The 25454-nt window shown below is 66.1% G+C and carries 25 protein-coding genes; 10 read left to right on the plus strand and 15 right to left on the minus strand.

The annotated features are described in order from the left end of the window. Positions 1 to 242: 242 nt before the first annotated feature. The 9 genes from BHK69_RS11610 to ald form a co-directional block, all read right to left on the minus strand. Positions 243 to 1274, minus strand: a complete 1032-nt coding sequence (locus tag BHK69_RS11610; RefSeq protein WP_083269266.1) for an ArsR/SmtB family transcription factor — start codon at positions 1272 to 1274, stop codon at positions 243 to 245. 19 nt (positions 1275 to 1293) lie between these two features. Then, a complete protein-coding gene (gene arfA, locus BHK69_RS11615) occupies positions 1294 to 2829 on the minus strand; it encodes an arabinosylfuranosidase ArfA (RefSeq protein WP_069690236.1) in 1536 nt (511 codons plus the stop codon). Next, positions 2826 to 3671 carry an ABC transporter ATP-binding protein gene (locus BHK69_RS11620; RefSeq protein ID WP_069690237.1) on the minus strand — a complete coding sequence of 282 codons (846 nt, stop codon included), beginning with the start codon at positions 3669 to 3671 and terminating at the stop codon, positions 2826 to 2828. Before BHK69_RS11620 ends, arfA begins: the two co-directional genes overlap by 4 nt. Then, positions 3668 to 4678 carry an ABC transporter ATP-binding protein gene (locus tag BHK69_RS11625; RefSeq protein WP_069690238.1) on the minus strand — a complete coding sequence of 337 codons (1011 nt, stop codon included), beginning with the start codon at positions 4676 to 4678 and terminating at the stop codon, positions 3668 to 3670. Before BHK69_RS11625 ends, BHK69_RS11620 begins: the two co-directional genes overlap by 4 nt. Further along, complete coding sequence (locus BHK69_RS11630) at positions 4675 to 5538, minus strand: ABC transporter permease (protein ID WP_069690239.1); 864 nt, start codon at positions 5536 to 5538, stop codon at positions 4675 to 4677. The genes BHK69_RS11625 and BHK69_RS11630 overlap by 4 nt, the downstream gene beginning before the upstream one ends. Continuing rightward, positions 5538 to 6542 (minus strand): ABC transporter permease, encoded by a 1005-nt coding sequence (locus tag BHK69_RS11635; protein WP_069690240.1) that lies wholly within the window; start codon positions 6540 to 6542, stop codon positions 5538 to 5540. Before BHK69_RS11635 ends, BHK69_RS11630 begins: the two co-directional genes overlap by 1 nt. Positions 6543 to 6643: 101 nt before the next feature. After that, positions 6644 to 8542 carry an ABC transporter substrate-binding protein gene (locus BHK69_RS11640; RefSeq protein WP_083269841.1) on the minus strand — a complete coding sequence of 633 codons (1899 nt, stop codon included), beginning with the start codon at positions 8540 to 8542 and terminating at the stop codon, positions 6644 to 6646. 96 nt (positions 8543 to 8638) lie between these two features. After that, on the minus strand, positions 8639 to 8848 hold the full coding sequence (locus tag BHK69_RS11645; protein ID WP_069690241.1) for a hypothetical protein: 210 nt from the start codon (positions 8846 to 8848) through the stop codon (positions 8639 to 8641). Between the two features lie 29 nt (positions 8849 to 8877). Continuing rightward, positions 8878 to 9993: an alanine dehydrogenase gene (gene ald, locus BHK69_RS11650; protein ID WP_069690242.1), complete on the minus strand. Its 1116-nt coding sequence runs from the start codon at positions 9991 to 9993 to the stop codon at positions 8878 to 8880. A gap of 161 nt (positions 9994 to 10154) precedes the next feature. On the opposite strand from ald, the gene BHK69_RS11655 reads away from it, so the two are divergent. Further along, positions 10155 to 10610 (plus strand): Lrp/AsnC family transcriptional regulator, encoded by a 456-nt coding sequence (locus BHK69_RS11655; protein WP_069690243.1) that lies wholly within the window; start codon positions 10155 to 10157, stop codon positions 10608 to 10610. Between the two features lie 39 nt (positions 10611 to 10649). Here BHK69_RS11655 and BHK69_RS11660 read toward each other — a convergent pair whose 3' ends face one another. Both BHK69_RS11660 and BHK69_RS11665 read right to left on the minus strand, forming a co-directional pair. Continuing rightward, positions 10650 to 11078 (minus strand): SufE family protein, encoded by a 429-nt coding sequence (locus tag BHK69_RS11660; protein ID WP_069690244.1) that lies wholly within the window; start codon positions 11076 to 11078, stop codon positions 10650 to 10652. A 123-nt stretch (positions 11079 to 11201) separates the two neighbouring features. Beyond that, positions 11202 to 11498 carry a hypothetical protein gene (locus BHK69_RS11665; RefSeq protein WP_069690245.1) on the minus strand — a complete coding sequence of 99 codons (297 nt, stop codon included), beginning with the start codon at positions 11496 to 11498 and terminating at the stop codon, positions 11202 to 11204. 354 nt (positions 11499 to 11852) lie between these two features. On the opposite strand from BHK69_RS11665, the gene BHK69_RS11670 reads away from it, so the two are divergent. The 3 genes from BHK69_RS11670 (at position 11853) to BHK69_RS11680 (ending at position 14725) form a co-directional block, all read left to right on the plus strand. Further along, a complete protein-coding gene (locus tag BHK69_RS11670; protein ID WP_083269267.1) occupies positions 11853 to 13661 on the plus strand; it encodes a sensor histidine kinase in 1809 nt (602 codons plus the stop codon). Between the two features lie 13 nt (positions 13662 to 13674). Next, complete coding sequence (locus BHK69_RS11675) at positions 13675 to 14250, plus strand: hypothetical protein (RefSeq protein ID WP_148663383.1); 576 nt, start codon at positions 13675 to 13677, stop codon at positions 14248 to 14250. Between the two features lie 139 nt (positions 14251 to 14389). Beyond that, complete coding sequence (locus BHK69_RS11680; protein ID WP_069690248.1) at positions 14390 to 14725, plus strand: DUF1491 family protein; 336 nt, start codon at positions 14390 to 14392, stop codon at positions 14723 to 14725. 9 nt (positions 14726 to 14734) lie between these two features. Here BHK69_RS11680 and BHK69_RS11685 read toward each other — a convergent pair whose 3' ends face one another. Next, the gene (locus BHK69_RS11685) at positions 14735 to 15865 is read right to left on the minus strand and encodes a hypothetical protein (RefSeq protein WP_069690249.1); all 1131 of its coding nucleotides are present in this window, start codon (positions 15863 to 15865) and stop codon (positions 14735 to 14737) included. 253 nt (positions 15866 to 16118) lie between these two features. On the opposite strand from BHK69_RS11685, the gene BHK69_RS31925 reads away from it, so the two are divergent. Both BHK69_RS31925 and BHK69_RS11690 read left to right on the plus strand, forming a co-directional pair. Beyond that, positions 16119 to 16343: a hypothetical protein gene (locus BHK69_RS31925; RefSeq protein ID WP_244548476.1), complete on the plus strand. Its 225-nt coding sequence runs from the start codon at positions 16119 to 16121 to the stop codon at positions 16341 to 16343. A 23-nt stretch (positions 16344 to 16366) separates the two neighbouring features. Continuing rightward, positions 16367 to 17119, plus strand: coding sequence for a hypothetical protein (locus BHK69_RS11690; RefSeq protein ID WP_083269268.1), 753 nt, complete (start codon positions 16367 to 16369; stop codon positions 17117 to 17119). On the opposite strand, the gene BHK69_RS11695 is transcribed toward BHK69_RS11690, so the two are convergent. From BHK69_RS11695 to BHK69_RS11705, 3 genes are all read right to left on the minus strand, one after another. Continuing rightward, complete coding sequence (locus BHK69_RS11695; RefSeq protein ID WP_244548477.1) at positions 17120 to 17779, minus strand: DUF1254 domain-containing protein; 660 nt, start codon at positions 17777 to 17779, stop codon at positions 17120 to 17122. Further along, on the minus strand, positions 17779 to 18351 hold the full coding sequence (locus BHK69_RS11700; protein ID WP_083269269.1) for a DUF1214 domain-containing protein: 573 nt from the start codon (positions 18349 to 18351) through the stop codon (positions 17779 to 17781). Before BHK69_RS11700 ends, BHK69_RS11695 begins: the two co-directional genes overlap by 1 nt. Positions 18352 to 18636: 285 nt before the next feature. Continuing rightward, a complete protein-coding gene (locus BHK69_RS11705; protein WP_069690252.1) occupies positions 18637 to 20871 on the minus strand; it encodes a transglycosylase domain-containing protein in 2235 nt (744 codons plus the stop codon). Positions 20872 to 21160: 289 nt separating this feature from the next. Here BHK69_RS11705 and BHK69_RS11710 point away from each other — a divergent pair, with 289 nt between their 5' ends. The 4 genes from BHK69_RS11710 to ppdK all read left to right on the plus strand — a co-directional run bounded on the left by BHK69_RS11710 (position 21161) and on the right by ppdK (position 25450). Beyond that, on the plus strand, positions 21161 to 21661 hold the full coding sequence (locus BHK69_RS11710) for a YcgN family cysteine cluster protein (RefSeq protein ID WP_069690253.1): 501 nt from the start codon (positions 21161 to 21163) through the stop codon (positions 21659 to 21661). A 147-nt stretch (positions 21662 to 21808) separates the two neighbouring features. After that, on the plus strand, positions 21809 to 22042 hold the full coding sequence (locus BHK69_RS11715) for an AbrB/MazE/SpoVT family DNA-binding domain-containing protein (protein ID WP_069690254.1): 234 nt from the start codon (positions 21809 to 21811) through the stop codon (positions 22040 to 22042). A gap of 6 nt (positions 22043 to 22048) precedes the next feature. After that, the gene (locus BHK69_RS11720) at positions 22049 to 22468 is read left to right on the plus strand and encodes a type II toxin-antitoxin system VapC family toxin (protein ID WP_069690255.1); all 420 of its coding nucleotides are present in this window, start codon (positions 22049 to 22051) and stop codon (positions 22466 to 22468) included. Positions 22469 to 22765: 297 nt separating this feature from the next. Next, positions 22766 to 25450 (plus strand): pyruvate, phosphate dikinase, encoded by a 2685-nt coding sequence (gene ppdK / locus BHK69_RS11725; RefSeq protein WP_069690256.1) that lies wholly within the window; start codon positions 22766 to 22768, stop codon positions 25448 to 25450. Positions 25451 to 25454 lie beyond the last annotated feature (4 nt).

Consider the following 25454-nt stretch of genomic DNA (forward strand, 5'->3'; position numbering starts at 1 on the left):
CAGTGCCACGCTGGAAACCGTACGCGTCGCAACGCGAGCGATCTTGAACGATGGGTTCGGAGGTGCTTGCGCAGGCGCCAAGCGCGAGGGCAAGTGTGGATGCTGTCAGTATCTTCATGCCGACGCAGCATCGACGGTGAAGTGGCGATTTTGGGGCGCGGCGATCTTGAGGCTGTCGTCAGGCCGCGGCCGCTGCATAATCGGCGCAAAGCGAATTCTTCGTTTGTGCCGGCGATCGGGTCTCAGGTCGCGATGTGAGGCAGGGCGTTCGTAGCGTACAGATGCAGCCGCATTTTGATGTCCTGGTTGTGGTTGCCGAAGCCGCGGCCGAAAATGTTGACCCCTCCCGGCCGACCCTCCTTATCGTCGATGCCGATGCGCAGCCGGATCGAATGGTGGCGATCAAGGTCGAGATCGGTCGTCGCGATATCGCTGAGTTTGCGCTCGCCGAGGAAGGTGCCTTCTGCGGTGATACGCCAGGTCGTCAGGATGCCGTATTGGGAACCTTCGAGCTTCCACCAGGGCGGCGTATAGGTTCCGCGGCGATCGCCATAGTCGCCGGGACATGTCCAGGTGCCGACCTTGCGCTCATTGATCCAGAGGCTGATGTCAGAAGGCCAATCGGCATTGGTGCCGGGCACCTCCGACGACATCTCCATCTCGAATTCCAGTGCCGCGATGGCCCGATTCAGCACTTTGGCGTTGTTCGGGAATTTGTATTCGACATAGCCCCGGCCGAACCAGATCAGTGCGGCCTGCACCCGGCGCGGATCGAGGAACAGCTCCGGCACGTCGAGCACGCCGAGGATGCGCTCGGTCGAGCAGAACCCGCAAGGCGCCGAGACGTTGGAACTCGTATAGAGCCCGAGCGGCATTTCGACCTCGACGATGTTGTGGTCGCGGCTAGGGTCGTCGGGATCAAGATTGACGACGATCTCGGAATAGCGCGCGGCGCAAATCTTTTGCTGCCCTTTGGCTGCCTTGCCGAGCGACGTCGAGATCAGCTCAGCCTCTTCGAGCACCTGGACATTGGTCGCAATCGTGGATTGCGGCAGGCCTAGCGCCTCGGCGATCTGGTTGATGTTCTTCGGTCCCTGCCGGTTGAGCAGTCTCAGGATGCGCAGCCTGACCGGGGAGGCTAAGCCGCGCAGCACCTGATATTGGCGGTCCGCATTGACGACGAGGAAGCCAAGGTCCTGCCGGCCCTCGGCGCGCGGCGCTCTGCTGCCATTGCTGCGGCGTCCGCGATGCAGTGATGGCGGGTTTTCGTTCATCCCCGTGAGCGCCGTTCTGTCAGCTTTCGAGCCTGATCACATTCCACGAGGCCGGTTGCAATTCCAAGGTGATCTCATCCGATTTGGTCGAGACGCCCTTCAATGACGCCGGTTTGACCTTGAGCGGCTCCTTCTTGCTGTTGACCGCCTTCAGATCTTTGTGGCGCAACTCGGTCGCCTCGGCGACCTTGAGCTTGCCGAAGCCGCGCGCATTGACCGTGACGTCGAGGCTGCCTTCCAGATCGCGGTTGAGCAGGAAGAGCGAGACGCCCTTGTCGTCGCTGACCACCGACGCCTTCAGATAGGGCGCGTCAATCGGATAGTAGAGGTCCTGCTTGCCGCGCGGATCGAAATAGGAGGCCTGGTAGCTTTCGGATTTGACGATGGCCTTGAGCACGGTCCCGCGCCCCAGCCGGCTCATCTGCGCGAAGGGCCAGAAGATCGTCTGGCGCCAGGCCGGGCCACCGGTTTCGGTCATGATCGGGGCGATGACGTTGACAAGTTGCGCGAGGCAGGCGGTCTTCACGCGATCGGCGTGATTGAGAAGCGAGATGCAGGCGCCGCCGAAGACGAGCGCGTCCTCCATGGAGTAGATTTCCTCGAGGATCGGTGGCGCCACCGGCCAGCCTTCCTTGACGCGGTCGGCCCGCACGCGCCGCGTCCGGTACCACACGTTCCATTCGTCGAAGCTCAGCATGATGCGCTTGTCGGAGCGGCGCCGCGCCGCAACGGCGTCGGAGATTGCGACGACCTCCTCGATGAACTGATCCATCAGGTCGGGACTGGCGAGGAAGGCCTTGGTGTCGCCGGCATAGTTGTTGAAATAGGTGTGCAGCGAGATGAACTCGACCTGATCGAAAGTGTGCTCCAGCACCTCGTCTTCCCAGCGGCCATAGGTCGGCATATTGCGGCCCGAGGATCCGCAGGCGGCGAGCTCGATCGACGGGTCGATCCAGCGCATCATCTTCGCCGCCTCATGCGCGACGCGCCCGTATTCCGTCGCCGTCTTGTGCTCCATCTGCCAGGGGCCATCGACCTCGTTGCCGAGGCACCAGAACTTCACGCCGTGCGGCTTCTTCCAGCCGTGCTTGATGCGCAGATCCGACCAGGCCGTGCCGCCGGGATGGTTGCAGTATTCGACGAGATTGCGCGCCGCATCGCCGTCTCGCGTGCCGAGATTGACGGCGAGCATGGGGTCGATTTTCGCTGCCCGGCACCAGTCGATGAACTCGTTCGTGCCGAAGCTGTTCGGCTCGGTGGTGAACCAGGCGAGATCGAGCCGCGCGGGCCGGTCTTTGACCGGGCCGACCCCGTCCTCCCAGTTGTAGCCGGAGACGAAATTGCCGCCCGGATAGCGCATGATCGTCGGGCCGAGCTCCTTGACGAGATCGAGCACGTCCTTGCGGAAGCCGCGCTTGTCGGCACTGGGATGGCCGGGCTCGTAAATGCCGCCATAGACGCAGCGGCCCAGATGCTCGACGAAGGCGCCGAAGAGCCGCGGGTCGGTGTCGCCGATGGCGAAGGCGCGGTCGAAGGTGATGCTGGCTTTTCTCATGACGTGGCTCCGGGTGTAGCAACGGCTTTGCGTGGATGATCGGCACGGAAGGCCCCGGCGCTGTCGGGCGTGAGCACGGCGTCGCGGAGCTGGCGGGAATAGGGATGGGTGGGCGCCGAGAGCACGGCGCGCGCTGGCCCCTGCTCGACCACCACGCCCTTCTGCATGATGATCAGCCGGTCGCTGATGTAGTAGGCGGTGGCGAGGTCGTGGGTGATGTAGACGATCGACAGGCCGAGCTCGTCGCGCAGCCGGCCGAACAGGTTGACGATCGACATGCGCAGCGAAGCATCGACCATCGAGACCGGCTCGTCGGCGACGATCAGACGGGGCTTGGCGACGAGCGCGCGGGCGATGGCGACGCGCTGGAGCTGGCCGCCGGAAAGCTCGTGCGGGAACCGCCCCCTGATCTCGGCCAGCGACAGCCCGACCTGCCTGAGCGCCCCGTCGGCCTGCCCCTCGGCTGCGCTCTTGCCCGAGGCTCCGCCGAAACGTTCGGCTGTCATGAACAGATAGCGGTCGAGCTGCTTCAGCGGATTGAACGCCTCGAACGGGTTCTGGAAGATCGGCTGGACCTCCGCCATGAAGGCGCGCCGCTCGTAGGTTTCGACATCGCGCCCCCCGAGCCGGACCTTGCCGGAGTTCGGCGTGTGGATGCCGAGGACCATCCGCGCCAGCGTCGACTTGCCGGAGCCCGACTCGCCGATCACGGTGAAGATCTCCGGCTTGTTCGTTTCGAGCGCGAAGCTCACCTCCTTCACCGCCTCGACGCGTTGCGTCGAGAACAGCCCGCCGCGCGAGAAGCTCTTGCTGACCCGGTCGAGCTCGATGAGCGCGCTCATGCCGCCATCCCCGGATTGACCGCGTGACAGGCGACGCGATGGCCGGGCAGCGTCTCGACCATGGCCGGCACGATCGTCGTGCAGACGGGCATGGCGAGCGGGCAGCGCGGATGGAAGCGGCAGCCCGGCGGCGGGGCAGCGAGGTTGGGCGGCGTGCCCTCCAGGCCCTCGCGCTGCTCGGTATCGCCGATGCGCGGCAGGCTGCCGATCAGGTGGCGCGTATAGGGATGCAGCGGGCGCGCGAAGATCTCGAGCGTCTCGCCATCCTCCACCAGTCGCCCGGCATACATGATGCCGAGACGGTCGGTCAGCGCCGCATGCACGCCCATGTCGTGCGTGATGAACAATACGCTCGAGCCCATTTCGCGCTGGATCGTGCGGATCATCCCCAGCACGTCCTTCTGTACGACCACGTCGAGCGCCGTCGTCGGCTCGTCGGCGATGATGAAATCCGGCTTGCAGATCGTCGCGAGCGCGATGGTGACGCGCTGGCGCATGCCGCCGGAGAGCTCGTGGGGATAGGCGGCGAGCACGGAAGGATCGAGCTTGACGCGCTCGAGATGCGCCGCCGCCCTGGCGTCGAACTCGACCTTGCTGCCGCCGAGATGGCGCCAGGCGAAATCGCGGAAGCTGTATTTGATCCGCCTGAGCGGGTTCAGCACATTCATCGAGCCTTGCATGATGTAGGAGAGGTGCCGCCAGCGGATGGCGCGTACCACCTCCGGCGGCGCCCGCCCGAGCGCATCCCAGCCCGGCAGGAAGGAAAAGCGGGCCGAGCCGCCGACCATTTCGAGCGGCGGCTTCAGCAGCCCGGCAATCGTCTTGATCAACGTCGTCTTGCCGGAGCTGGACTCGCCTGCCAGGCCATAGATCTCGTTGCGGTTCACATCGAAGGTGACGCCATCCACCGCCCTGACCTCGCGGTTGACGCCGAAATAATGGGTGCGAAAATGCGCCTGCAGGTCGCGGACCTCGAGCACCGGCACCGGATCGGCCGCACCACTCATCGGCTGCCCCCCATCCGGGCCAGGCGGCTGCGTGGGTCGATGTATTCGTTCATCGAGACGGCGAGCAGGAAGAGGCCGACGAAGGTCATCACCACGAGCGCGATGGGAAAGGCGATCCACCACCAGATGCCGGCGACCAGCGCCGTGTGCTGGTTGGCCCAGTAGATCATCCCGCCAATGGTCGGCGTGTTGATGTCGGTGAAGCCGAGGACGGCGAGGGTGACCTCGATGCCGATCGACCAGTTCATGTTGTTCATCGTGGTCGAGAACACGATGGGCAACACGTAAGGCAGATGCTCGCGCGCCAGGACCTCGTGCGTCTTCATCCCCGAGAAGATGCTGGTCTGGGTGAATTCGCGCGTCTTGAGGCTGAGCGCGACCGAGCGGATCAGGCGCGCGTCATAGGCCCAGCCGAGGCAGGCCATGATGGTGGCGAGCAGCGGCGTCGACATCGAATCGCGCAGCACGAAGTAGAACAGGATCAGGATCGGGAAGAGCGGGATGATGATGAAGGTGTCGTTGATCGACATCAGCACCCGGTCGATCCAGCCGCCGCTGTAGCCGGCGAGCAGCCCGACGACGAGCGCGATCACCCGTGACAGCGCTGCGACCATGATGCCGAAGAAGAGCGTGTTGCGGATCGCCGCCGTGAGCTGCCAGAACACGTCCTGCCCGCGCGAGGTCGTGCCGAGCCAATGGGCAGTGGACGGCGGCAGGTCGGGCGGCACGACATAGACGTCGCCCGCCGGATAAGGTGAGACGACGGAGAGCGCCGCCATCACCACCACGATGCCGACGAGCACCAGGCCGATCCGGAATTCGAGATTGTAGCGGATGAGGTCGCGCAGGATGGCCAGCATCAGCGCAGCTCCACGCGCGGGTCGATCAGCGGGTAGAGCAGATCGATGACCAGGACGCCGACCGAGACGGCGATAATCGAGACGGTGGTGACGCCGAGCACGAGGCCGTAGTCGGCAGCATAGACCGCGTCGACGAGGAGGGTGCCGACGCCGGGATAGCCGAAGACCTTCTCGGTGATCACGGCGCCGTTGAAGATGCCGCCGAGCGACATGGCGAGCCCGGTCACCTGCGGTGCCAGCGCATTGCGCATGACGTAGGAGCCGAGCACCCGGCGGCTGTCGAGCCCGGCGGTCTCGGCATAGACGACATAGTCCTCGGTCACGATGTTCGAGACCAGCGAGCGCATGCCGAGGAACCAGCTGCCGAGGCCGATCAGGATGAGCGAGAGCGCCGGCAGGATCGAATGCCGGGCGACGCTCGAGACGAAGGCCCAGTTCCAGCCCTGCTGCAGGTTCATCGCCGACCCGCCGGTGATCGGCAGCACCGGCCAGAGGAAGCCGAAGATGATGAGCAGCATCAGTGCAACGATGTAGTAGGGGATCGGATGGACGCCCATGGCGACGACGCCCATCAGCTTCAGCGTGCGGTTGCGCTGGTAGTAGCCGGCGAGCCCGCCGAGCAGATTGCCCAGCACCCAGGTGATCAAAGTCGAGACGATCAGCAGCCCCGCCGTCCAGGGCAGCGCCCGGCCGATCAGGGTCGAGACCGGGGTCGGGAAGGCGGAGAGCGAGGGGCCGAAATCGCCGCGCAGGACCCGGCTCCAGAAGGTGACGTATTGTTCGGCCAGCGTCCCCTTGAGCCCGTAGAGCTCCTGCAGCGAGGAGCGCATCGCCGCGATCGCCTCAGGCGCGGTGCTGCCGAAGGAGGTCACTGCCGCAATCGACTGCTCGACCGGGTCGATCGGCGAGGCATGGGTGATCGCGAAGGCGAGGTTGACGCCGATGAAGACGACCACGACGAACTGGACCAGCCGTTTCGCGAAATAGGCAAAATAGGCGCTCATGCGATCCCGAAAGCTCCACCGGTCCGTGCGACGCAAGGCGTCCCCGGCTGGCGATTGACTTGGGAAGAAGGCGGGCCGCCCGGCGAGGCGGCCCGGGTTTCTTAGTTGGCCGGCTTCAGGCGCACGAACATGTAGCGCGAGTTGCCCCAGTTCGTGACCGGATTGGCGTAAGGATCATCGGCGGTCGGGTAGCCCTTCCAGTAGGTCTGATCCATCGCGGTGAAGACGTTGTAGGCCATCAGCGGGATGATCGGCATTTCGCGGGTCATCAGCTTGACGTAGTCGCGGCCGAGTTCGACGCCCTTGGGATCGTCGAAGTCGATCTTGCGAATGTCCTCGATGATCTTGTCGAGTTCTGGATGAGTCCAGCGCTGCCAGTTGCGCAGCGGCTGCGACTTGCCGGGCTCGGCGACGAACTGGGAATGCCAGCTGTCCATGAAATAGGACAGGTCCTGATGGCCGCCCCAGGTCTCGACGCTCCAGCCGATGAAGGCGTCGAAATCGCCGGCCGCGCGCCGCGTCAGCAGCGTGCCCTGCGCGACGTCGATGCGCGCATCGATGCCGGCCTGCTTCCATTGCTGCACGATCATCGTGCCGGCCCGCGTCATCACCGGCCGGAGGTCGCCCTCGACCATGAGCCTGACCACAAAGGGCTTGCCGTCGGGCGTCAGCCACTGGTTGCCCTGCTTGCGGAAGCCGGCGCGCGTCAGCAACTCACCCGCCGCGGTGACATTGGTCTTCCACCAGCCGAGGCCGAAGGAATTGCCGATCACCGCCGGGTCGGAGGGGATCTGGTCGCCCATGGAGGGGCGCAGCATGTCGGCGATCTGCTTGCCGACCGTCGGGTCGTAGGGCTTGACCTTGCTCTTGCCGGTATCGATCTCGAAATCCTTGAGCCAGGCCTCCATCGGCTTGTGATAGGCCTCGGGATGGATGCCGGTCGGTGGCACGGCGATCGCCGAGATGGTCGCGGCGCCGCGATAGGCTGCCATCGTCACCGCCTTGATGTCGATCATCAGCGCCAGCGCCCAGCGCACGTCGCGGTTCTTCAGCTGCTCGTTCTGCGTGTTGAAGATCACCGCCGGCAGGGTCGGGTCCGGATGGCCGTAGGGGAAGCCCTTGAACCAGGCGCGTGTGCCCTTGTCCTGCTTCGCCAGTGCGAACATCCCTTCGGGGGCGATGTCGTGGATGACGTCGAGCTCATGGTTGAGCTGGGCGATGACGCGCTTGTCGGGTGGGCCGGGGTCGATATAGGCGAGATATCTCGGTCCCGGCTTGCCGTGGCGGCCGAGCGAGCTGCGCTGCCAGTCGTCGCGCAACTGCCAGATGTACCATTTACCATCGGGATCGAAGGAGTGCAGCGTATAGGCGCCGAGCGAGACCGGCTTGTTGAAGTCGAACTTCGCGGGGTCCTCGACCTTGTCGAAGACATGCTTCGGCAGGATCCAGATCGCGCCCCAGCGCACTGTGAAGTTGGTGTGGAAGCGGGAGTTCGGCTTCTTCAGCTTGAAGATCACCGTTTCCGCATCGGGCGCCTCGACGGAGGCGACATTATTGGCCAGCACGGCCGAAAAGCGCATGTTCGGATTCTTGACCTGGATGTCGACCGTCGCCTTGACGTCTGCCGAGCTGAACTCGACGCCGTCGCTCCAGAACAGGCCGCGTCGCAATTTGACGCGCATCTCGGTGAACTCGGCATTGTAGACCGGCTTCTCCGCGGCGAGGGAATTGTCCCAGGCACCGTCCAGGCCCTTTTCAGGATCAATGTACCAGAGCGTGTCGAGCGCTGCCTGTTGCAGCCCGTTCGACTGGCTGCCGGCGTTGATCGCCCAGATGTTGAACCAGCCCGCGTTTTTGATCGTCCCTTCCGGGTTCTCGAGGATCAGGAGTTCCTTGCGCGGAATGTTCTGCGGAATGCCCTGCGCCGCCGCGGAAGAGGGGGATAGCGGCAGCGCTGGAATCAACAGCGAAGCGACAAGCATCCAGGCGCCCAGGCGCATCATCGTCACCTCCCTGAAGACGGGGCGTTTATCGCCCTTCATGCCCGAGAGCTTAGGGGGTGCCCAATAATGGAGCAACGATAGATGTGATCTATATCAGAAGGTTGGATACTGATATGGCAAGGCATTGATTTTGCATAAAATTTGGACATCTGCCGACGCTGCATCAGCGCGATCGAGCGGGTCCGCACCGCCGGGACAGCTTGGCTTCAGGCTGGTCGATATTGTCCTGGCGACCAGGATGACGCTGGGGTCGACCTCCTCCTTCTTCAGCGTCGAGACCATCGTCACGCTCAGCGCGCCCATCTGGAAGGGCGCGCCGATCTCGCTCGCTCCTACAGAGCCAAAACCTCTTCTGCCGACCTGTAAGGCTTCTGAAGGCTCGCCGCGACCGGAGCATTCGTGATCTCCCCGCGATGGATATTGAGGCCGGCCGCGAGGTGAGGATCGCTGCGAATGGCATCGAGGCCTTTCGAGGCCAGGGCGAGCCCGAATGGCAGAGTGGCGTTGTTCAGGGCATAGCTCGAGGTGAGCGGAACCGCCCCCGGCATGTTCGCGACGCAATAGTGGATCACGCCGTCGACCTCATAGGTCGGATCGGCATGGGTGGTTGCGCGCGAGGTCTCGAAGCAACCGCCTTGGTCGATCGCGACGTCGACGAGCACCGCGCCGCGCTTCATGCCCGACAATTGTGCTCGCGACACGAGCCTGGGCGCCGCGGCACCCGGGATGAGCACGGCCCCGATGACAACGTCGGCGGCGAATATTTCCGTCTCGATCGCGTCGAGCGTCGAGAAGCGCGTGCGCACCCGACCGCCGAACAATTCGTCGAGTTGCCGCAAGCGCGGAAGCGATCGATCCAGGATCACCACGTCCGCACCGAGGCCTGCCGCCATGCGCGCAGCATGCGTTCCCACGACGCCGCCTCCGATCACGACGATGCGCGCCGGGGGCACGCCGGGCACGCCGCCAATCAACATGCCACGTCCTCCTGCATGGCGCTTGAGAGAAACCGCAGCAGCCTCGATCGCCAGCCGCCCCGCGACTTCGCTCATCGGCGCAAGAAGAGGCAGGCCGCCGAAGCGGTCCGTGACGGTCTCATAGGCTATGGCTGTAACGCCGGATTCGACCAGACCGGCGGCCTGCGCTGGATCGGGAGCGAGATGCAGATAGGTGAACAGGATCTGGCCTTCTCGCAACTGCGCCCATTCGCCCGGCTGCGGCTCCTTGACCTTCACGATCATGTCGGCCTCGGCAAACACGTCGGCCGCGCTCGCCACGATGCGAGCGCCGGCGGCCTCGTAGGCGGCGTCTGACGCCGAAATGCCAGCGCCGGCTCCCGTCTCGATGATCACCGCATGGCCGGCGGATACGTATTCTCGCACGGCTTCGGGCGTCAGCCCGACGCGGTATTCGTGAACCTTGATTTCTTTCGGAACGCCGACACGCATAGCACCCCTCCCATTGGTTTATGGGTTCAGCATATCGCGCTTCGTCACGGCGTTTCCTGCGTTACGCGTCGATTTTTCAGTAGGCGGCGCGTGATAACGGCGTAGCATGGGCGAAAGCTGTTGCTTTCCTGCGCAGAGCTGCACTTCAGGTCCAGAATCTCATGCCCCTCGATCATCTCTCCCGCGCGTTGCTGAAGGAGCTCGTCCGAGATGGTCGGACGAGCCATGTCAAACTTGCTGAGACGATCGGGTTGTCGGCGACGGCCGTTGCGCGGAGGCAGCGCACGCTCGAAGAAGAGGGAGTCATTGTCGGCTATCACGCCCGCCTCAGTCAAAAGGCTCTCGGACTCGGGGTCACGGTCATCGTTCGGCTCGCTTTGGACAGTCAAAGCGAAGAGGCGCTCGCCGCTTTCGAGAAGGCGGTGGCACGTTGCCCGTCCGTGCTCCGGTGTTTTCTAATGTCCGGTGCCGACGATTATCTGCTGACAGTCGTTGCGAGCGACGTCGAAGATTTCGAGAATGTGCATAAATCCCAGCTCTCTCGACTGCCGCATGTCGCGCGAATTCAATCGAGCTTTGCGCTGCGGCAAATCATCGACCGGCCTGTTCTGCCGTGAGGCTGGAAGTCAACCTCCTCAAGCTCAACCTTCTCCAGCTCACCCCTGGGCGGCGGCGCGCGCGTCGGCCTTGATGCGCTCCATCATGGCGCGGACGCCGTTCGAGCGCTGCGGCGTGAGATGGGCGGCGAGGCCCAGGCGTTCATAGATGGCGAAAGCGTCGGTCGAGAGGATCTCCTTCGCGGTCCGGCCCGAATGGATGGCGAGCGCCAGCGCCACCAGCCCGCGCACGATATGCGCGTCGCTGTCGCCGCTGAAATGCAGCACGCTGTCGGGGCCGGCCGGGCCCTCGCGCTGTGCCACGAGCCAGACCTGGCTGGCGCAGCCGCGGACCTTGTTGGCGTCGCTATGGTCCGCCTCGGGCAAGGGCGTCAGGCCTTTGCCGAGTTCGATCAGATAGCGATAGCGGTCGTCCCAATCGTCGAGCAGCTCGAAATTGGCGATGATCTCGTCGAGGTTGGTGCTCATGTCCACGCTGCGCAATGAGGATGCCGGCTCCCGTCGTTCAGGAACGTGGCAGACAGCGTCTTCGGCGCGTCCCCCTGCGTCGTCAAGCGTCGGCGTGCCGCAGGCGCTCTGCACCTGCCGATCTTAACGCAAGCCGGCCTTGCTGTCCTGCTCGGAGGTTCCGGGGCGGGGGGTGGCTCCCGGCAGCGCGAGCGACAAGACGCGCTGGCGCGTGTCCGGATCGAGTCCGGCAAGGATCTGCGCGGCCTCGCGGGCGGCGGTGAGGCTTTGCACGGCGCCGTGGCTGTCGATCCGGCCTGCGGATTTCGCGACGCCGCGCGCCGCATCGACGGCGCTGCTCGCCATCGACTTCCCGTCATGGACAGGCGAGTTCAGCGCGATCACGCCGATCACCGCCAGGCTGCGCAGAATATAGGCCATGCTTCGTCCCCGTTCCCGCATCAAAGACCTAAGAGCGGTCGCTGTCTTTCCCGAACCCGCCGGCACCATAGCCTGCGAACCCAAAAGATCGCGTCATCCCGAAGCCGCGCATTTGAAGCAAATGCGCGATGCGATCTTCAGTTTCCATTCACCCTGCCAGCAACATCGTCACTGTGCGGTGTAGCTTTTTGATTTTCCACAAGCCGCTGAAATCAATCGAATTATTCGCTGATCTGCGGCGCCGGGCCGGTGTTGCCGGGCCGTGGCCTTAAGCCCCGCTTAAACCGGCGGTGGCGAGGATCGCTGCAACACGGGCGAACCAGCCCTCAGAAGGTCAGGCGTTTGCGGTTTCTCATGACGATGTCTGCGATCAGGACACAGGTGGCGGCGTTGGTGCACGCATCGGTGCTGCCGAACTCGCTCGAGCGCATGCGGCATGAGCGCTTCATCCTGACGCGCCTCATGGTCGGCGCCGTCGCGCTCGGCCTGGCGCCGGCCTATCTCGCCTGGCGCGGAACCTTGGGCACGCTCGAAGCTCTCGTCATGATCGCCGCTGCCCTGCCGCTCATCGCGGTCGTCGCGCTCTCGCGCAGCGGCCGGCTCGACATTGCCCATTGCATCTCGGCGAGCGCGCTGGCGCTGTTCATCGCCGCGCTTGCCGGGATGACAGGCGGCGCGGGGTCGCCCTTGCTGCTCTGGCTGGCGGCCGTGCCGACCGAGGCGATGTTCTTCGGCTCGCGGCCTTATGTGGCGCGCGCCAGCGCCATCGCCGCCATTGCGCTCGGCAGTGTCGTGATATTGCAGCAGCTCGGCGCCTTCGCGGCGCCGGCACCCTGGACCTCGGGCATGATGCCAAGCTTCGTCATGATCGCGATCCTGTACGCGATGGCGGTCGCCATCGGCTTCCTGCACCGGCGCGACGACGAATTGCGCGAGCATCGCGCCTCCGATGCGCGCGCCCAGCTCCTGCTGGACAATGTCGGCGATCTCGTCACCTGGCACGATGCCGGCGGCTCCGTCCTGTTCGCCAATGCCGCGGCCAAGGCGCTCGCCGGAGCCGATCCGCAGGATTTGCGCGGGCGCGGCCTGTTCGAGCGGGTACACATCGCCGACCGGCCACTCTTCCTCAAGGCGCTGAGCGACGCGGCCCATGGCGGCGGTGCGGCCACAGCCTGCTTCCGGACGCTCTTCGTGCCGCGCAGCGGCGACGCCAACGCCCGGGCACCGGTCTCGCTCTGGCTGGAGATGCGCGCGCACCGGATCGAGGACGCCGGCGCCAGGGACGGCGTGGCGGTGGTCTGCGTGATGCGCGACATCACGGCCCGCCAGGCGCTGGAAGAGGAGCGTGCCCGCGGTCATGCCGAGGCCTTGAAGGCCAGCGACGTCAAGGGCCAGTTCCTCGCGACCGTCAGCCATGAACTGCGTACGCCGCTGAACGCCATCATCGGTTTCTCCGAGATGCTGAGCAATGATACGCAGGAATGGCTCGACGCTGAGAAGCGCCAGGAATACGCCAAGATCATCCACGGCTCGGGGCATCACCTGCTCGATGTCGTCAACACCTTGCTCGACATCTCCAAAATCGAGAGCGGTGCAATGACGATCGAGCAGGAGCCGATCGACATCGCTGCCGTGGCCCAGGATTGCTGCGCGCTGATGGCGCTGCGCGCCGAGGCGAGCCAGGTCTCGCTGGAGCGGGTGCTGGGGCCTGACTTGCCGCCCGTTCTGGGCGATCGCCGCGCCTTGAAGCAGGTCATGATCAACCTGCTCTCCAATGCGGTGAAGTTCACGCCCGTCAATGGCCGCATCGTGCTCGCGGTGGTTCGCGACGGCGATATGATCGACCTTTCGGTTGCCGATACCGGGATCGGCATCGCCGCCACCGACCTGCCGAAGCTGGGCGAGCCCTTTTTCCAGGCGGGCGGCAGCTATGACCGCAGCTACGAAGGCACGGGCCTGGGCCTCTCCGTGGTGCGCGGCCTTGTCGGCCTTCACGGTGGTAAACTGACGATCGAGAGCGCGCCGGGAGTCGGCACGCGCGTTGCCGTCAGGCTGCCGGTCGGCGGCGTCGCCGCGAGCTCCCTGCCGGTCAAGATCACGACCTTCGCCCGCGCCCCGCGCCGCGGCCTCGAATCCAAAGAACCCGTCCGTCTGACCGCCTGATCAAGAGCCAAACATGTCCGCAACGATAGCCGCCCGCGCCCGCTCCGCTTCCACTCTGACCGCGCCGATGAAACGCGCCGCGCCGCCGCGCCGCAAGGCGCCCTGGCTCTCGCGGATCTGGCGGGCCGTCGGCCGCCGCCCGGGCCGCGCCTTCGTATTACTGGTCTTCACCGCGGTGGCAGCCGCGATCCTGGCCAATGCGATGCTGATGCAGAAGGTGCGCCACCCCGCTCCGATCCTGTCGGCTCCGATGCAGGGGCCCTATGCGCGCTCGGGCGAGCGCCGCACGGAGACGCCCGCTGCGGCTGTGACGCCCGCCGCCCAGCCCGCATCGGGCCAGGCCTCCACGCAGGGTTTCGTCCCGCCGGCCCGTCCGAGCGATCTGACGCAGCTCATCCGCGAGACCACGCAGCCCAGGCCGCCCGCCGCGGTGACCAACGTGCCGCGCACGGCTCCGGCCACTGCCGCCCCTGCGCCGGCGCCAGCGACCCGCAGCGCCGCGGTGCGCGATCCTATCGCCGATCTGATCAATGGCGGGGATAATCGGCCTCCGGCGGATATCCGCGGCGCCAAGCCCTCGCAGCGCTGAGCCTTCGCAATCGCTGCGGCTGGACAGCGCCGCAAAGGCGCTGATCCAAGCGTGAGAGCAGGATCGCTGCGAAAAACCGGCTTCCACTTTTTCGCATCCTGCTCTAGCCGGGACCGACATCCATTCGGGGATTTCGGTCATGGCGCGCCTCACGAGCGATTTCTGGGTCTCGGCCTATCTGCGCCAGGCCGCACATGACGGGCTGGTCGCGGTGTTGCGCCGGCGCGGCGCGAGCGAGGCCGGCGCGATATTCGTCAAGCTCGATCGCCTCGACGGTACCGCGGCGCTCTATGGCCCCGCGCCGCAATCGCTGGCTGATGACGAGGGTAACCGGCGCTTCCAGCTCATCCTGGATGCGGATCCGGGCTCGATCGAGGAGCGCGTCGCCCGCGAGCGGCGCTTCGATTCCGATCTCTGGCTGGTCGAGATCGAGAACCGGCAGGGCGACCCCAGGCTCGATCTCGTCGAAGCCTGATCTGGTCGGTCAGCCCTCGCGCCGCAGGCCGAGCTTGCGCATGACATCGGAGATGAGCGTCTGGCTCTCCGGCTTGGCGGCGCCGCCGCGATTTGGCGAATTGCTCGGATCCATCGCCGGCTGATGCCGGCCCCTGCGGTTGACGACCGGCGCACGCACGCCCGCGACCTGCATGATGATCCGCAGCGCCACCGCCGGCCTCACCAGGCGCATCAGGGCGACGAGGGCGAAGATGCGGTCGACCGAATGGGCCGCTTCGTCGCCGAGCCTGATCATAAAACGCGTCGCGTCCTCAACGCTCGCCCCGGCCGCCGTCAACGCCAGCGCCGCGAGATCGCGCGATGTGTCCGCTTCCATCGCTTCCGCCAGGGCCTGCCCGCCGCCGACATAGCTCGCGATCGCGCCGAATGCGCCGGCGGGATCGTCGCTCACCGTGGCGAGCCAGCCCGCAAAGAGCTCCGGCGCGAGTTGCGGCCGGCGCTCCGCCGGGGCGAAGGACTCCAGCGCCGTCAGCGATTCGATGATCGCGGTTTTCCGTTGGGGGCCGGCCTGCAGATAAAGCGGCGCCAGGTCCGCGCTGGCGATGTCGGGCCGCGCCAGAAGGAGCTGGGCGTAGGAGGGCTCGGTGCGCGAGCGCGCGAGCAGCTGGTCGAGCACCATGTGGGACAGGGGCGAGGCGGCATTGGCGATCAGCGCCAGATCGACCGGGCGCAGGTCGCGATCGGCCAGGATCAGGGCCGCCGTCGCGGTCAGATCCGCGCGTTCCGCGATAGCGAGCGCGATCTCGTCATCGCCTTGTTCCGCCAGGGCCTCGATTTCCGTGGTGGGGAGCGGCATGCCATGACGCAGCAGCGCAACGACGACCGCGCCGCCGCGCGACTTCAGGGCCTGCAGCACGGATACAGGTGCGTAACGCCAGCCGGCCAGCTTGCGCGCCAGGATCACGGCCGTGGCGTCGTCGATGGCGGGAATCAGAGCCTCCCCCATCTCGCGGAAGGCGTCGAGATCCTCCTGCGGCGGCCTGGGCAAGGACATCAGCAGATCGGCCTTCACCCGCAGCGAAACCTGGCTGAGATCGAGCCCGCCATCGCGCGCAAGGCGGGCGAGCTGGGCAAGTTCGGAGGTGATACGCGAGGGCATGAAGGGAACTCTGTGCGGAATTTCGATGGTCTCGCCATCCTAACCCGCGAGGCTTTAAGAGGGTGTTAACCATGTCGAGGCCTGATGCGGACAGGAGGGCCTAAGCGTCGATGCGGGTTCTGCCCCGTATGGCTCGAAACCCTGCTGACAACCGCGATCCGGAGCGGGCTTAAGGTGGGGAATTCGGTTTTCCGCAAGAGAGCCCGCTTCCGTTTCCAAAAGCTCAAGGCGCCAGACAAGGAGGCGCGTCATAATGGCCGATGTCATTCCGTTTGCGTCTCGTCCCAAGTTTGCGTCTCAGGCGGCGCCGACCTCGCAGGAGAGCCCCCCGGTTCGCGGGACGGCGATGATCCTGTTCTTCACCGGCGTGCGCTACGAGCGCCAGGCCGAGGCCGCCGCGATCGACCGACGGGCACCGCGCAAGCGCCGCGCCACGCCGCGGCAAGGCCGCGCGAAAAGCGCTGGGCAGCCGGCGTGAGGACCGCTTGCCGAAGCCTGGCTGTGCTGCTCGCCCTGGCGGGAGGCGCCTGCACGGGCGATCTGGGACGGCCACGTCCGAATCTCTGGAGCGATACGATCGCGCCGCAGGCCGGTTTCTGGTCGGCGACTTTTCGTGGCGAGGCGGCCTCCTATTTCAGGATGACCGATGACGAGGAGCAGTTGCGCGACAGGGCCTGGCGGCTGGTCATGCCGGCGCATGAGCGCAACCTGTTCGAGCGCCAGGTCTCCGATCTCGCTCATGCGCGCATCCTGCCGGTCGCGGTGCAGTCGAACGCGGCATCCGATTATTTTCGCGGCCTGACCGGAGGCTCCTATGCCTCGCAGGCCTCGCGCTACAACAGGCTCGCCGAGGATGCGAATGCCGACCGCCTGCTGGTCACGCCGTTTCGCGGCAATGCGGCGCGCGTCGTGGCGGCTGATCGCGTGCGCATGCGCACCGTCGAAGGTTCGCCTTTGGTGCCGCCCGAGAAGGCCGACCCCGCCATGGCCCGCGTCGTCGAGAATGAGGGGCTGATCCTCTGGGTCTGCGAACGCGTGGGCTTCCGGATCGAAAGCTACCGCTACGCGCTGGCAAACCTCGTGGTCGAGATGCCGTCGCGCGAGGCGATCAAGGCTGAGCGCAGCATCATGGCGCTGGAGGCGGAGGCAGGGCCGCTATGCAAGCTGCCGCTCATCGGCGCCTTCGGCGGGGCCGGGCGCGCGCAGGAGCCTGCCGAGAAGGCGCCAAAGCCGCCGGTCGTCTACAAGGGCTGATCATTCGGCGAGGCCGCAGGCGACACCGCTCGCCAGCGCCCCGGCGTCCTCGCGGTCCGAGGGCCGCTTCGCCAGCACGCGGGCGACGATCAGGCCCTGCATCGTGTCGGAGACGATGCGCAATTCACGCACGGCCTCGCCCTCCTCATCGCGCGCGGCCCGCTCGTCGCGCTGTTCCTCCGTCATCACCAGGAACTCGACCACACCGCGGATCGCGGCGCGGTCGGTGATGGCGTAGAGCACGCCGCCGCCGCGCCGGTGCAGCGTCAGTCCGAGCGGCAATGTGCCGGTGCGCGCGACGACGCGCATCGGGCCGGCGGAGAGATCGTAGCTGCAGATTGCGGTCACAGCCGCAGGATCGGCCTCGCGCGGCACGGGCAGTCCGCTATCGGCGCTGCGCGGCGAGACCAGCTCGGCATGGCCGCTAGTGCCCAGGGAGAGATAGGCGCTGGTGGCGTCGCTGTTCGAGAGGAGCGGGATCAGCAGCACCGTGACGATGTGGACGATGCCGGCGAGCACCAGCCCCGCGATCGTTCCATAGGCGAGGCGCCGCGCCGCGCCGATGATCCGCATCGGCCAACGCCGCCGCGGCATTGCCTCAGTCTGGCTCGGGAGCACCGGAGCCGCCTCGCGTTCGGGAGACTGGTCGAGCGTCGTCATCAGCAGCCGAGCCGGGCGATGCCGGGCAGGACATCGGGCCGCAATTCGCCGGCCTGGCTCGAAATCGGCGTGTCGTAGAGCCGCAGCCGGAGCTGGAAACGCCCGCTACCCGGCAGCGGCAGCCAGTTCCCGGTCTGCGGCTCGGCCGCCGCCGTGATGCGTAAGGCGCCGCTCTCCTCGCGGACGACTTCCGCATCGGTGAAGCCGCTGCGGTCGAGCGGCAGGCGGAACGGCCGCCCATCCATGTCGCTGACGCTCACTGACCAGCCGCGCGTCGTCGGCGTCGCTCCCGAGAGCAGATAGCGGCAACGCCCGTCGAGCGCCTGGCCGCGATCATCGCGGCTCGCGATCAGTTCGAGGCCTTCGCCCGCGCCCAGCGGCAGATGGACGCCGCGCGCCAGATAAGCGCGCATATAGGGGTCGACATCGCGCCCACCACCGCGCGGCCAGGCGTCCCACGGGCCGATCCGGACCATGCCGAGCAGAGGCCTGCCGGCGACGGCGAAATGGGCTGAGCCGAGCCCCAGCCCGGCACCGAGTGCAATGACGTAAGCGAGATCCAGCGCGCGCATGGCCTTGCTGTCCGAACCGGCTGACGACAGGCCGGCGGCCGGAGTTGAGCCAGCCCGGCCGTTTCCGTCAAGCTAGAGCGTTTTCGAGCGAAGTGGACACCGGTTCGCTCGAAAACGCTCTCGCTTCCAGGTTCAGGGCGCCGGGATCGCGTGCGCTTTCCGCGCAGCCTGATCCGTCATTGCGAGCGAAGCGAAGCAATCCAGGAGGCCTCGCTCTGCGTCCTCCTGGATTGCTTCGTCGCTCACGCTCCTCGCAATGACGGATCAGGCCGGATGGAAAACGCTTTAGCGCAGGCGCGTCTCGCGCCCGGGCGAAGAGACCTCGCGGATGCCGACCTGAATGGATGAGCCGCGCGCGCGGGCCGATTCTATCGTCTTGAACATGGCGCCGACCGCCGAGAGCACCTCGAAGGATTGTCGCGGCATATGGCCGGCGCCCGGGCCCGAAGCCGGGGCAACGCGCGACATCTCCGGGCCGCCCACTTTGGCGATCGTCATGGCCTTGGGGTCTGCGGCGGGTGTGAGGCCAGGGATCGGCTTCAGCTCGAGCCCCTGATGGGCGAACTGCATGATCTCCTTCCAGGCCATCGCCGGCAGGGAGCCGCCGGTCATGTTCGCGGTCTCGGATGAATCGTCATTGCCGAACCAGACCGCGCCGACGAGGTTGCCGGAGAAGCCGACATACCAGGCGTCCTTGTAGCCGTTCGTGGTGCCGGTCTTGCCGGCGGTCACGACGCCGTCCAGCGCTGCGCGCCGGCCGGTGCCTTCGGTCGGCACCTTGGCGAGCATGAAGTTCATGTCCTGCGCCACCTGGGTGCTGAGGACCTGCTCCGGGGCCGGCTCGTCGCGGTCGTGCCGGTAGATCTCCTCGCCCTGCGAGTTGCGGATCTCGATCGCGACATAGGGTTTCGCGCGCTTGCCGCCATTGGCGAAGACCGAGTAACCGGCCGCCATGTCGATCACCGTGACCTCGGCCGCGCCGATCGGCAGGGACACCGTGTCGGTCAGCGGCGTGGTCAGGCCCATGGCCCGGCTGGTCTCGATGATCTTCATCCGGCCGATGCGGGCGGCGCGGGCCTCATGCGTCTCGCCGGTCGCCTTGCCCATCGCAATCGACATCTGCACCGGGATCGTATTGATCGATTTCGCCAGCGCCACGGTCAGCGGTATCGAGCCGGCATAGGAGCGCCCGTAATTGTTCGGGCACCAGTTGCCGATGCAGATCGGGCGGTCGGTGACGACGGTGCTGGGCCGGTAAAGACCGGACGACAGCGCCGCCGCATAGACGAAGGGCTTGAAGGACGATCCCGGCTGCCGCAGGCTCGACGTCGCGCGGTTGAACTGGCTGATGCCATAGTCGCGTCCGCCGACCATGGCCCGCACCGCCCCGTCCGGGTCCATCACGGTCGTCGCGGCCTGCTTGACCCGGTAGGCGGGGCCGTTCTGGCGCAGGACCTGCTCGATCGCCTTCTCCGCCTGTCCCTGGATCGCGGGATCATGCGGCGTCTTCACGGTCAGCACCCGGTCCGAGCCGATCTTGCCCTCGTCGGCCAGGTGCTTGATCTCGTCGAAGGCCCAGTCGAGATAGTAATCCGGGTTGGAATCGCGCCGCCTGTCGACTGGCGTGGCCGGGTTGCGTTTGGCGCTGTCGATCTGGCCCGCCGTCAGGAAGCCGGCATCGACCATCGCGTTCAGCACGTCGCCGGCGCGCGCGCGGGCAGCGGGCAGGTTGACATGGGGCGCGTATTTCGTTGGCGCCTTGAACAGGCCGGCCAGCATCGCGGCTTCCGCAAGCGACACGTCCTTGACCGATTTGCCGAAGTAATACTCCGCCGCCGCCGCCACGCCGAAGGTGCCGCCGCCCATATAGGCGCGGTCGAGATAGAGCTTCAGGATCTCGTTCTTGCTCAATCGGGCTTCCAGCCAGAGCGCCAGGAAGGCTTCCTTGATCTTGCGGTCGAGCGAGCGCTCGTTGCTGAGGAACAGGTTCTTGGCGAGCTGCTGCGTCAGCGAGGAGCCGCCCTGGACGACGCCGGAGGCGCGCGCATTGACCGTCATGGCCCGCAGCGTGCCGAAAATGTCGATGCCGAAATGGTCGTAGAAGCGGCGGTCCTCGGTTGCCAGGACCGCCTTGACCAGATGGTCGGGCATCTCCTCGAGCTTCAGCGAGTCGTCATGGCGCGCGCCGCGATGGCCGAGCTCCGAGCCATAGCGGTCGAGGAAGGTCACGGCGAAGACCTGGTTCTTCAGCGCCTCGTCGCGGCCTTCCCGGAAGGAGGGGAGCGCCAGGGAGAGCATCAGCAGGCTGCCGACGACGCCGAGATTCAGGCCCTCGCTGGCGAATTCGGCGGCGATGCGCTTGCCGCCGGTGGCGGTGAAGCGGTCGGCGAAGCTGCGGATGCGCTCATAAATCTCGCTGGCGCGGCGGCCCGAGCCCCAGAGTCCGGCATCGACCCATGAATCGACGCCCAGCGCGAAGCGCTTCAGACGTGTCCTCCAGCCTGCCTTCCTGAACTCCATCGCCGTTCTGGAACTCCACGAGAGAGCTGCCGTCCGAAAGATCGCGTCACCGTCCTGCCGCGACGCGATCGCCTTGGCAACGCGATCCACGACTGCAAACACATATGCGCCGCTTTGTCTCCAGGTAAGGGAGGAAACTGCGGGATCGATCGTTGTCCGCAGATTTCGGGCCTGCCCGAATCCGTCCCTTCCCAGAACAACTCCGCAACGATTATTCGGGGGGAGCCTCGCTTGGATGCGCGCTTGCGTCAGCTTCCCTCGCGAGGCGGGGCGGCGCATAAGCGCAGGCATGACCGAGAAGCCGTCCCCGACCGAGCCCTTCTGGCGCACGACCTCGCTCGAGGAGATGAGCAAGGAGCAATGGGAATCGCTCTGCGACGGTTGCGGTCGCTGCTGCCTGATCAAGCTCGAGGATGAGGATAGCGGCGAGATCCTCGCGACCAATGTCGGCTGCCGCCTGTTCGATGCCGGCTCCTGCCGCTGCAAGGACTACCCCAACCGCTCCAGCATCGTGCCCGATTGCATCACATTGACGCCGGCCTCGGTCCGCACGCTGCGCTGGTTGCCGCCGACCTGCGCCTATCGGCTGGTCGCGACGGGGCGCGATCTGCCCTGGTGGCACCCCCTGGTCTCGGGCGATCCGCGCACCGTGGTCGAGGCGGGCGTGTCGGTGAAGGGGCGCGTCTCCGGCAGCGAGGACGAGGTCTCTGAGGATGACCTGCCGGAGCGGATCGTCGCCTGGCCGCTGCGCTGGCCGCGCGCGGCGAAGAAGCGCAACGCTTCCGAATGAGGGGCGGTGCATTCTGAAGAGTGCGCTCCGAGAACGATTGCTTCAGATAGGGTCGCGGCCCGAATGCGATCTTGCCCCGGGACCGGCCGCGGCTTGCCATTCGGCGTGAAGTTCTTATTCTTACCTGTAAGAGTAAGGAATTTGTCGATGCGCATCACCTCCAAAGGCCAGGTGACGATCCCGGCGGATATCCGCGAGAAGGCTGGGCTCCTGCCGGATACCGAGGTCGATTTCGAGTTCGATGGCAAGGTCGTGCGGATCATGCGCGCCAAATCCCGCAACAAGGCCGGCCGCGGCGACAAGCTGATTGCGCATATGCGCGGCCGGGGCGATGTCGCGATGAGCACCGCGGCCATCATGGCCTTGACCCGCGATGACTGAAACTGAATGAGCGCGATCCTGATCGACAGCAACGTCCTGCTCGACGTCATGAGCGAGGATCCGCAATGGTTTTCCTGGTCTGCCCAAGCGCTCTCGGAGGCGGCTGACAGCGCCCGGCTCGTCATCAACCCGATCATCTATGCCGAGGTCTCCGTGCGTTACTCGCGGATCGAGGATCTCGACCTCGCCTTGCCGAAGGCGATGATCGATCGCGAGGCGCTGCCCTATGAGGCAGCGTTTCTGGCGGGCAAGTGCTTCCTGGCCTATCGTCGCAAGGGCGGCACGAAGCAGGCGCCGCTGCCCGATTTTTTTATCGGCGCCCATGCCGCCATTTCCGGATATCGCCTGATGACGCGCGATCCGGCGCGCTATCGCTCCTATTTCCCGACCGTGCCGCTCGTGACGCCGGGTCCGCCGAAGTCATAGCGGCCCGCTTCGGCTTTGCCGCGGCGGTCCGCTCATTGATTGTTCAGCTGCTTTTCGGCATGACCACGCCGTCTCCGCCGCGCGGTTGCTGCTTAGAGCAGGATGCGAAAAAGTGGGAACCGGTTTTTCGCATGGATCCTGCTCTCGCTCTTTGTTGAGAGACGGATTCGGATTTCAGCTGGGATCACTGTGTGACCCCATCTGACATCATCCGGCTCTTGCGCCCGCGGCGCTTCGCTGGAAACTTTTGGATCGCCGTCGCATTGCTGCGGTTGGCTGGATGAAGAGGCATTGGTGATGGCAGGCGGTAAATGGGTCTACACCTTCGGCGACGGCAAGGCCGAAGGCGAGGCGGGTATGAAGAACCTGCTCGGCGGCAAGGGCGCCAATCTCGCCGAGATGAGCAATCTGGGCCTGCCGGTGCCTCCAGGCTTCACCATCACCACCGAGGTCTGCACCTGGTATTACGATAACGGCAAGCGGTTCCCCTCCGAGCTCGACGGGCAGGCCAAGGCGGCGCTGGCCGAGATGGCGCGATTGACCGGCAAGGTCTTCGGCGACCCCGCCAATCCGCTGCTGGTCTCGGTGCGCTCGGGGGCGCGCGCCTCGATGCCCGGCATGATGGATACGGTGCTGAATCTCGGCCTGAACGACGTCACCGTCGAGGCCGTCGCCAAGGCCTCGGGCGATGCCCGCTTCGCCTGGGACAGCTATCGCCGCTTCGTCACCATGTATTCCAACGTCGTGCTCGATGTTGACCACGGCCATTTCGAGGAGGCGCTCGAGGACTACAAGGAGCGCAAGGGCCTGAATCTCGACACCGATCTGAGCGCCGAGGATTGGAAGGTGCTGGTCGGCAAGTACAAGGACATCGTCAAGAAGGCGCTCGGTTCGGAGTTCCCGCAGGATCCCGAAGCCCAGCTCTGGGGCGCGGTCGGCGCGGTCTTCTCCTCCTGGATGAATGCGCGCGCGATCAAATATCGCGAGCTCAACAGCATCCCGGCCGCCTGGGGCACGGCGGTCAACGTCCAGTCGATGGTCTTCGGCAATATGGGCGACACCTCGGCGACCGGCGTCGCCTTCACCCGCAACCCCTCGACCGGCGAGAACGCGCTCTATGGCGAGTTCCTGATCAACGCCCAGGGCGAGGATGTCGTCGCCGGCATCCGCACGCCGCAGGACATCACCGAGGTCGCCCGCAAGGAGGCCGGCTCCGACAAGCCTTCGATGGAGAAGGCGATGCCCGAGGCCTATGCCGAGCTCGTCCGCATCTACGGCATCCTGGAGCGGCATTACCGCGACATGCAGGACATGGAGTTCACCATCCAGGAGGGCAAGCTCTGGATGCTGCAGACCCGTTCCGGCAAGCGCACGGCCAAGGCCGCGCTGCGGATCGCGGTCGAACTCGCCAAGGAAGGGCTGATCACGGAAGAGGAGGCGGTCGGCCGCATCGAGCCCGGTGCGCTCGACCAGCTGCTGCACCCGATGATCGACCCCAAGGCCGAGCGCCGCATCCTGACGACTGGCCTGCCGGCCTCGCCGGGCGCGGCCGCCGGCGAGATCGTCTTCAATTCCGATGATGCCGAGGCGGCGAAAAAGGCCGGCCGCAAGGTCATTCTGGTGCGCGTCGAGACGAGCCCTGAGGATATTCACGGCATGCACGCGGCCGAGGGCATCCTGACCACGCGCGGCGGCATGACCTCGCATGCGGCGGTCGTGGCGCGCGGCATGGGCAAGCCCTGCGTCTCCGGCGCCGGCCAGATCCGCGTCGACTACGCCAAGGGCACGCTGACGGTCGGTGCGACGACGCTCAAGGCCGGTGATTTCATCACCATCGACGGTGCGGCCGGCCAGGTCATGCTCGGCGAGATCAAGATGCAGAAGCCTGAGCTCTCCGGCGAGTTCGGCACGCTGATGGGCTGGGCCGACAAGGTCCGCCGCCTGAAAGTCCGCGCCAATGCCGAGACGCCCGACGACGCCCGCACCGCGCGCGAATTCGGCGCCGAGGGCATCGGGCTTTGCCGCACCGAGCACATGTTCTTCGACGAGGACCGCATCCAGCCGATGCGCGAGATGATCCTGGCCCATGACGATGCCGGGCGGCGCGCGGCACTGGCGAAACTCCTGCCGATGCAGCGCCAGGATTTCGTCTCGCTGTTCACGATCATGCACGGCCTGCCGGTGACGATCCGCCTGCTCGATCCGCCGCTGCACGAATTCCTGCCGCATGGCGAGGCCGAGATCGCCGCCGTCGCCAAGGCGCTCGGCGTCACGCCCGAGGCGCTGAAGCACCGCGCCGCCGAGCTGCATGAATTCAACCCGATGCTCGGCTTCCGCGGCGTGCGTCTGGCGATCGCCTATCCCGAGATCGCCGAGATGCAGGCGCGTGCCATCTTCGAGGCGGCGGTGATTGCCGCCAAGGAGACAGGCAAGCCGGTGATCCCGGAGGTGATGGTGCCGCTCGTCATGGGCGTGGCCGAGTTCGACCTCGTCAAGGCGCGCATCGACGCCATGGCGAAGGCGGTGATCGCCGAGAGCGGCGTGGCTCTGACCTATCAGGTCGGCACCATGATCGAATTGCCGCGCGCCGCGCTGCGCGCCGAGGAGATCGCGAGAAGCGCCGAGTTCTTCTCCTTCGGCACCAACGACCTGACCCAGACCACGCTCGGCATCAGCCGCGACGATGCCGGCTCCTTTCTCGGCTCCTATACGGCCAAGGGCATCCTCGCCAACGACCCCTTCGTCACCATCGACCAGGAGGGCGTCGGCGAATTGGTGAAGCTCGCGACCGAACGCGGCCGCAAGGCGCGCCCCGACATCAAGCTCGGCATCTGCGGCGAGCATGGCGGCGATCCCGCCTCGATCGGCTTCTGCGAGAGCGTCGGCCTCGACTACGTCTCCTGCTCGCCCTTCCGCGTGCCGATCGCGCGGCTCGCCGCAGCGCAGGCGGCGCTCGGCGCGGTCCGGGCCAAGGAAGGCTGAGGAG

This window comes from Bosea vaviloviae, assembly GCF_001741865.1.
Lineage (GTDB): Bacteria > Pseudomonadota > Alphaproteobacteria > Rhizobiales > Beijerinckiaceae > Allobosea > Allobosea vaviloviae.

Bases quoted from the DNA above. Each gene is read 5' to 3' on its own strand.
- ald (WP_069690242.1), bottom strand. From the start codon at position 9,993: ATGCGTGTCGGCGTTCCGAAAGAAATCAAGGTTCACGAATACCGCGTC.
- ppdK (WP_069690256.1), top strand. From the start codon at position 22,766: ATGGCAGGCGGTAAATGGGTCTACACCTTCGGCGACGGCAAGGCCGAA.
- BHK69_RS11720 (WP_069690255.1), top strand. From the start codon at position 22,049: ATGAGCGCGATCCTGATCGACAGCAACGTCCTGCTCGACGTCATGAGC.
- BHK69_RS11700 (WP_083269269.1), bottom strand. From the start codon at position 18,351: ATGCGCGCGCTGGATCTCGCTTACGTCATTGCACTCGGTGCCGGGCTG.
- BHK69_RS11635 (WP_069690240.1), bottom strand. From the start codon at position 6,542: ATGAGCGCCTATTTTGCCTATTTCGCGAAACGGCTGGTCCAGTTCGTC.
- BHK69_RS11710 (WP_069690253.1), top strand. From the start codon at position 21,161: ATGACCGAGAAGCCGTCCCCGACCGAGCCCTTCTGGCGCACGACCTCG.
- BHK69_RS11660 (WP_069690244.1), bottom strand. From the start codon at position 11,078: ATGAGCACCAACCTCGACGAGATCATCGCCAATTTCGAGCTGCTCGAC.
- BHK69_RS11675 (WP_148663383.1), top strand. From the start codon at position 13,675: ATGTCCGCAACGATAGCCGCCCGCGCCCGCTCCGCTTCCACTCTGACC.
- BHK69_RS11625 (WP_069690238.1), bottom strand. From the start codon at position 4,678: ATGAGTGGTGCGGCCGATCCGGTGCCGGTGCTCGAGGTCCGCGACCTG.
- BHK69_RS11715 (WP_069690254.1), top strand. From the start codon at position 21,809: ATGCGCATCACCTCCAAAGGCCAGGTGACGATCCCGGCGGATATCCGC.
- BHK69_RS11705 (WP_069690252.1), bottom strand. From the start codon at position 20,871: ATGGAGTTCAGGAAGGCAGGCTGGAGGACACGTCTGAAGCGCTTCGCG.
- BHK69_RS11645 (WP_069690241.1), bottom strand. From the start codon at position 8,848: ATGGGCGCGCTGAGCGTGACGATGGTCTCGACGCTGAAGAAGGAGGAG.
- BHK69_RS11630 (WP_069690239.1), bottom strand. From the start codon at position 5,538: ATGCTGGCCATCCTGCGCGACCTCATCCGCTACAATCTCGAATTCCGG.
- BHK69_RS11670 (WP_083269267.1), top strand. From the start codon at position 11,853: ATGACGATGTCTGCGATCAGGACACAGGTGGCGGCGTTGGTGCACGCA.
- BHK69_RS11655 (WP_069690243.1), top strand. From the start codon at position 10,155: ATGCCCCTCGATCATCTCTCCCGCGCGTTGCTGAAGGAGCTCGTCCGA.
- BHK69_RS11685 (WP_069690249.1), bottom strand. From the start codon at position 15,865: ATGCCCTCGCGTATCACCTCCGAACTTGCCCAGCTCGCCCGCCTTGCG.
- BHK69_RS11680 (WP_069690248.1), top strand. From the start codon at position 14,390: ATGGCGCGCCTCACGAGCGATTTCTGGGTCTCGGCCTATCTGCGCCAG.
- BHK69_RS11695 (WP_244548477.1), bottom strand. From the start codon at position 17,779: ATGACGACGCTCGACCAGTCTCCCGAACGCGAGGCGGCTCCGGTGCTC.
- BHK69_RS11665 (WP_069690245.1), bottom strand. From the start codon at position 11,498: ATGGCCTATATTCTGCGCAGCCTGGCGGTGATCGGCGTGATCGCGCTG.
- BHK69_RS11610 (WP_083269266.1), bottom strand. From the start codon at position 1,274: ATGAACGAAAACCCGCCATCACTGCATCGCGGACGCCGCAGCAATGGC.
- BHK69_RS11620 (WP_069690237.1), bottom strand. From the start codon at position 3,671: ATGAGCGCGCTCATCGAGCTCGACCGGGTCAGCAAGAGCTTCTCGCGC.
- BHK69_RS31925 (WP_244548476.1), top strand. From the start codon at position 16,119: ATGGCCGATGTCATTCCGTTTGCGTCTCGTCCCAAGTTTGCGTCTCAG.
- arfA (WP_069690236.1), bottom strand. From the start codon at position 2,829: ATGAGAAAAGCCAGCATCACCTTCGACCGCGCCTTCGCCATCGGCGAC.
- BHK69_RS11640 (WP_083269841.1), bottom strand. From the start codon at position 8,542: ATGCGCCTGGGCGCCTGGATGCTTGTCGCTTCGCTGTTGATTCCAGCG.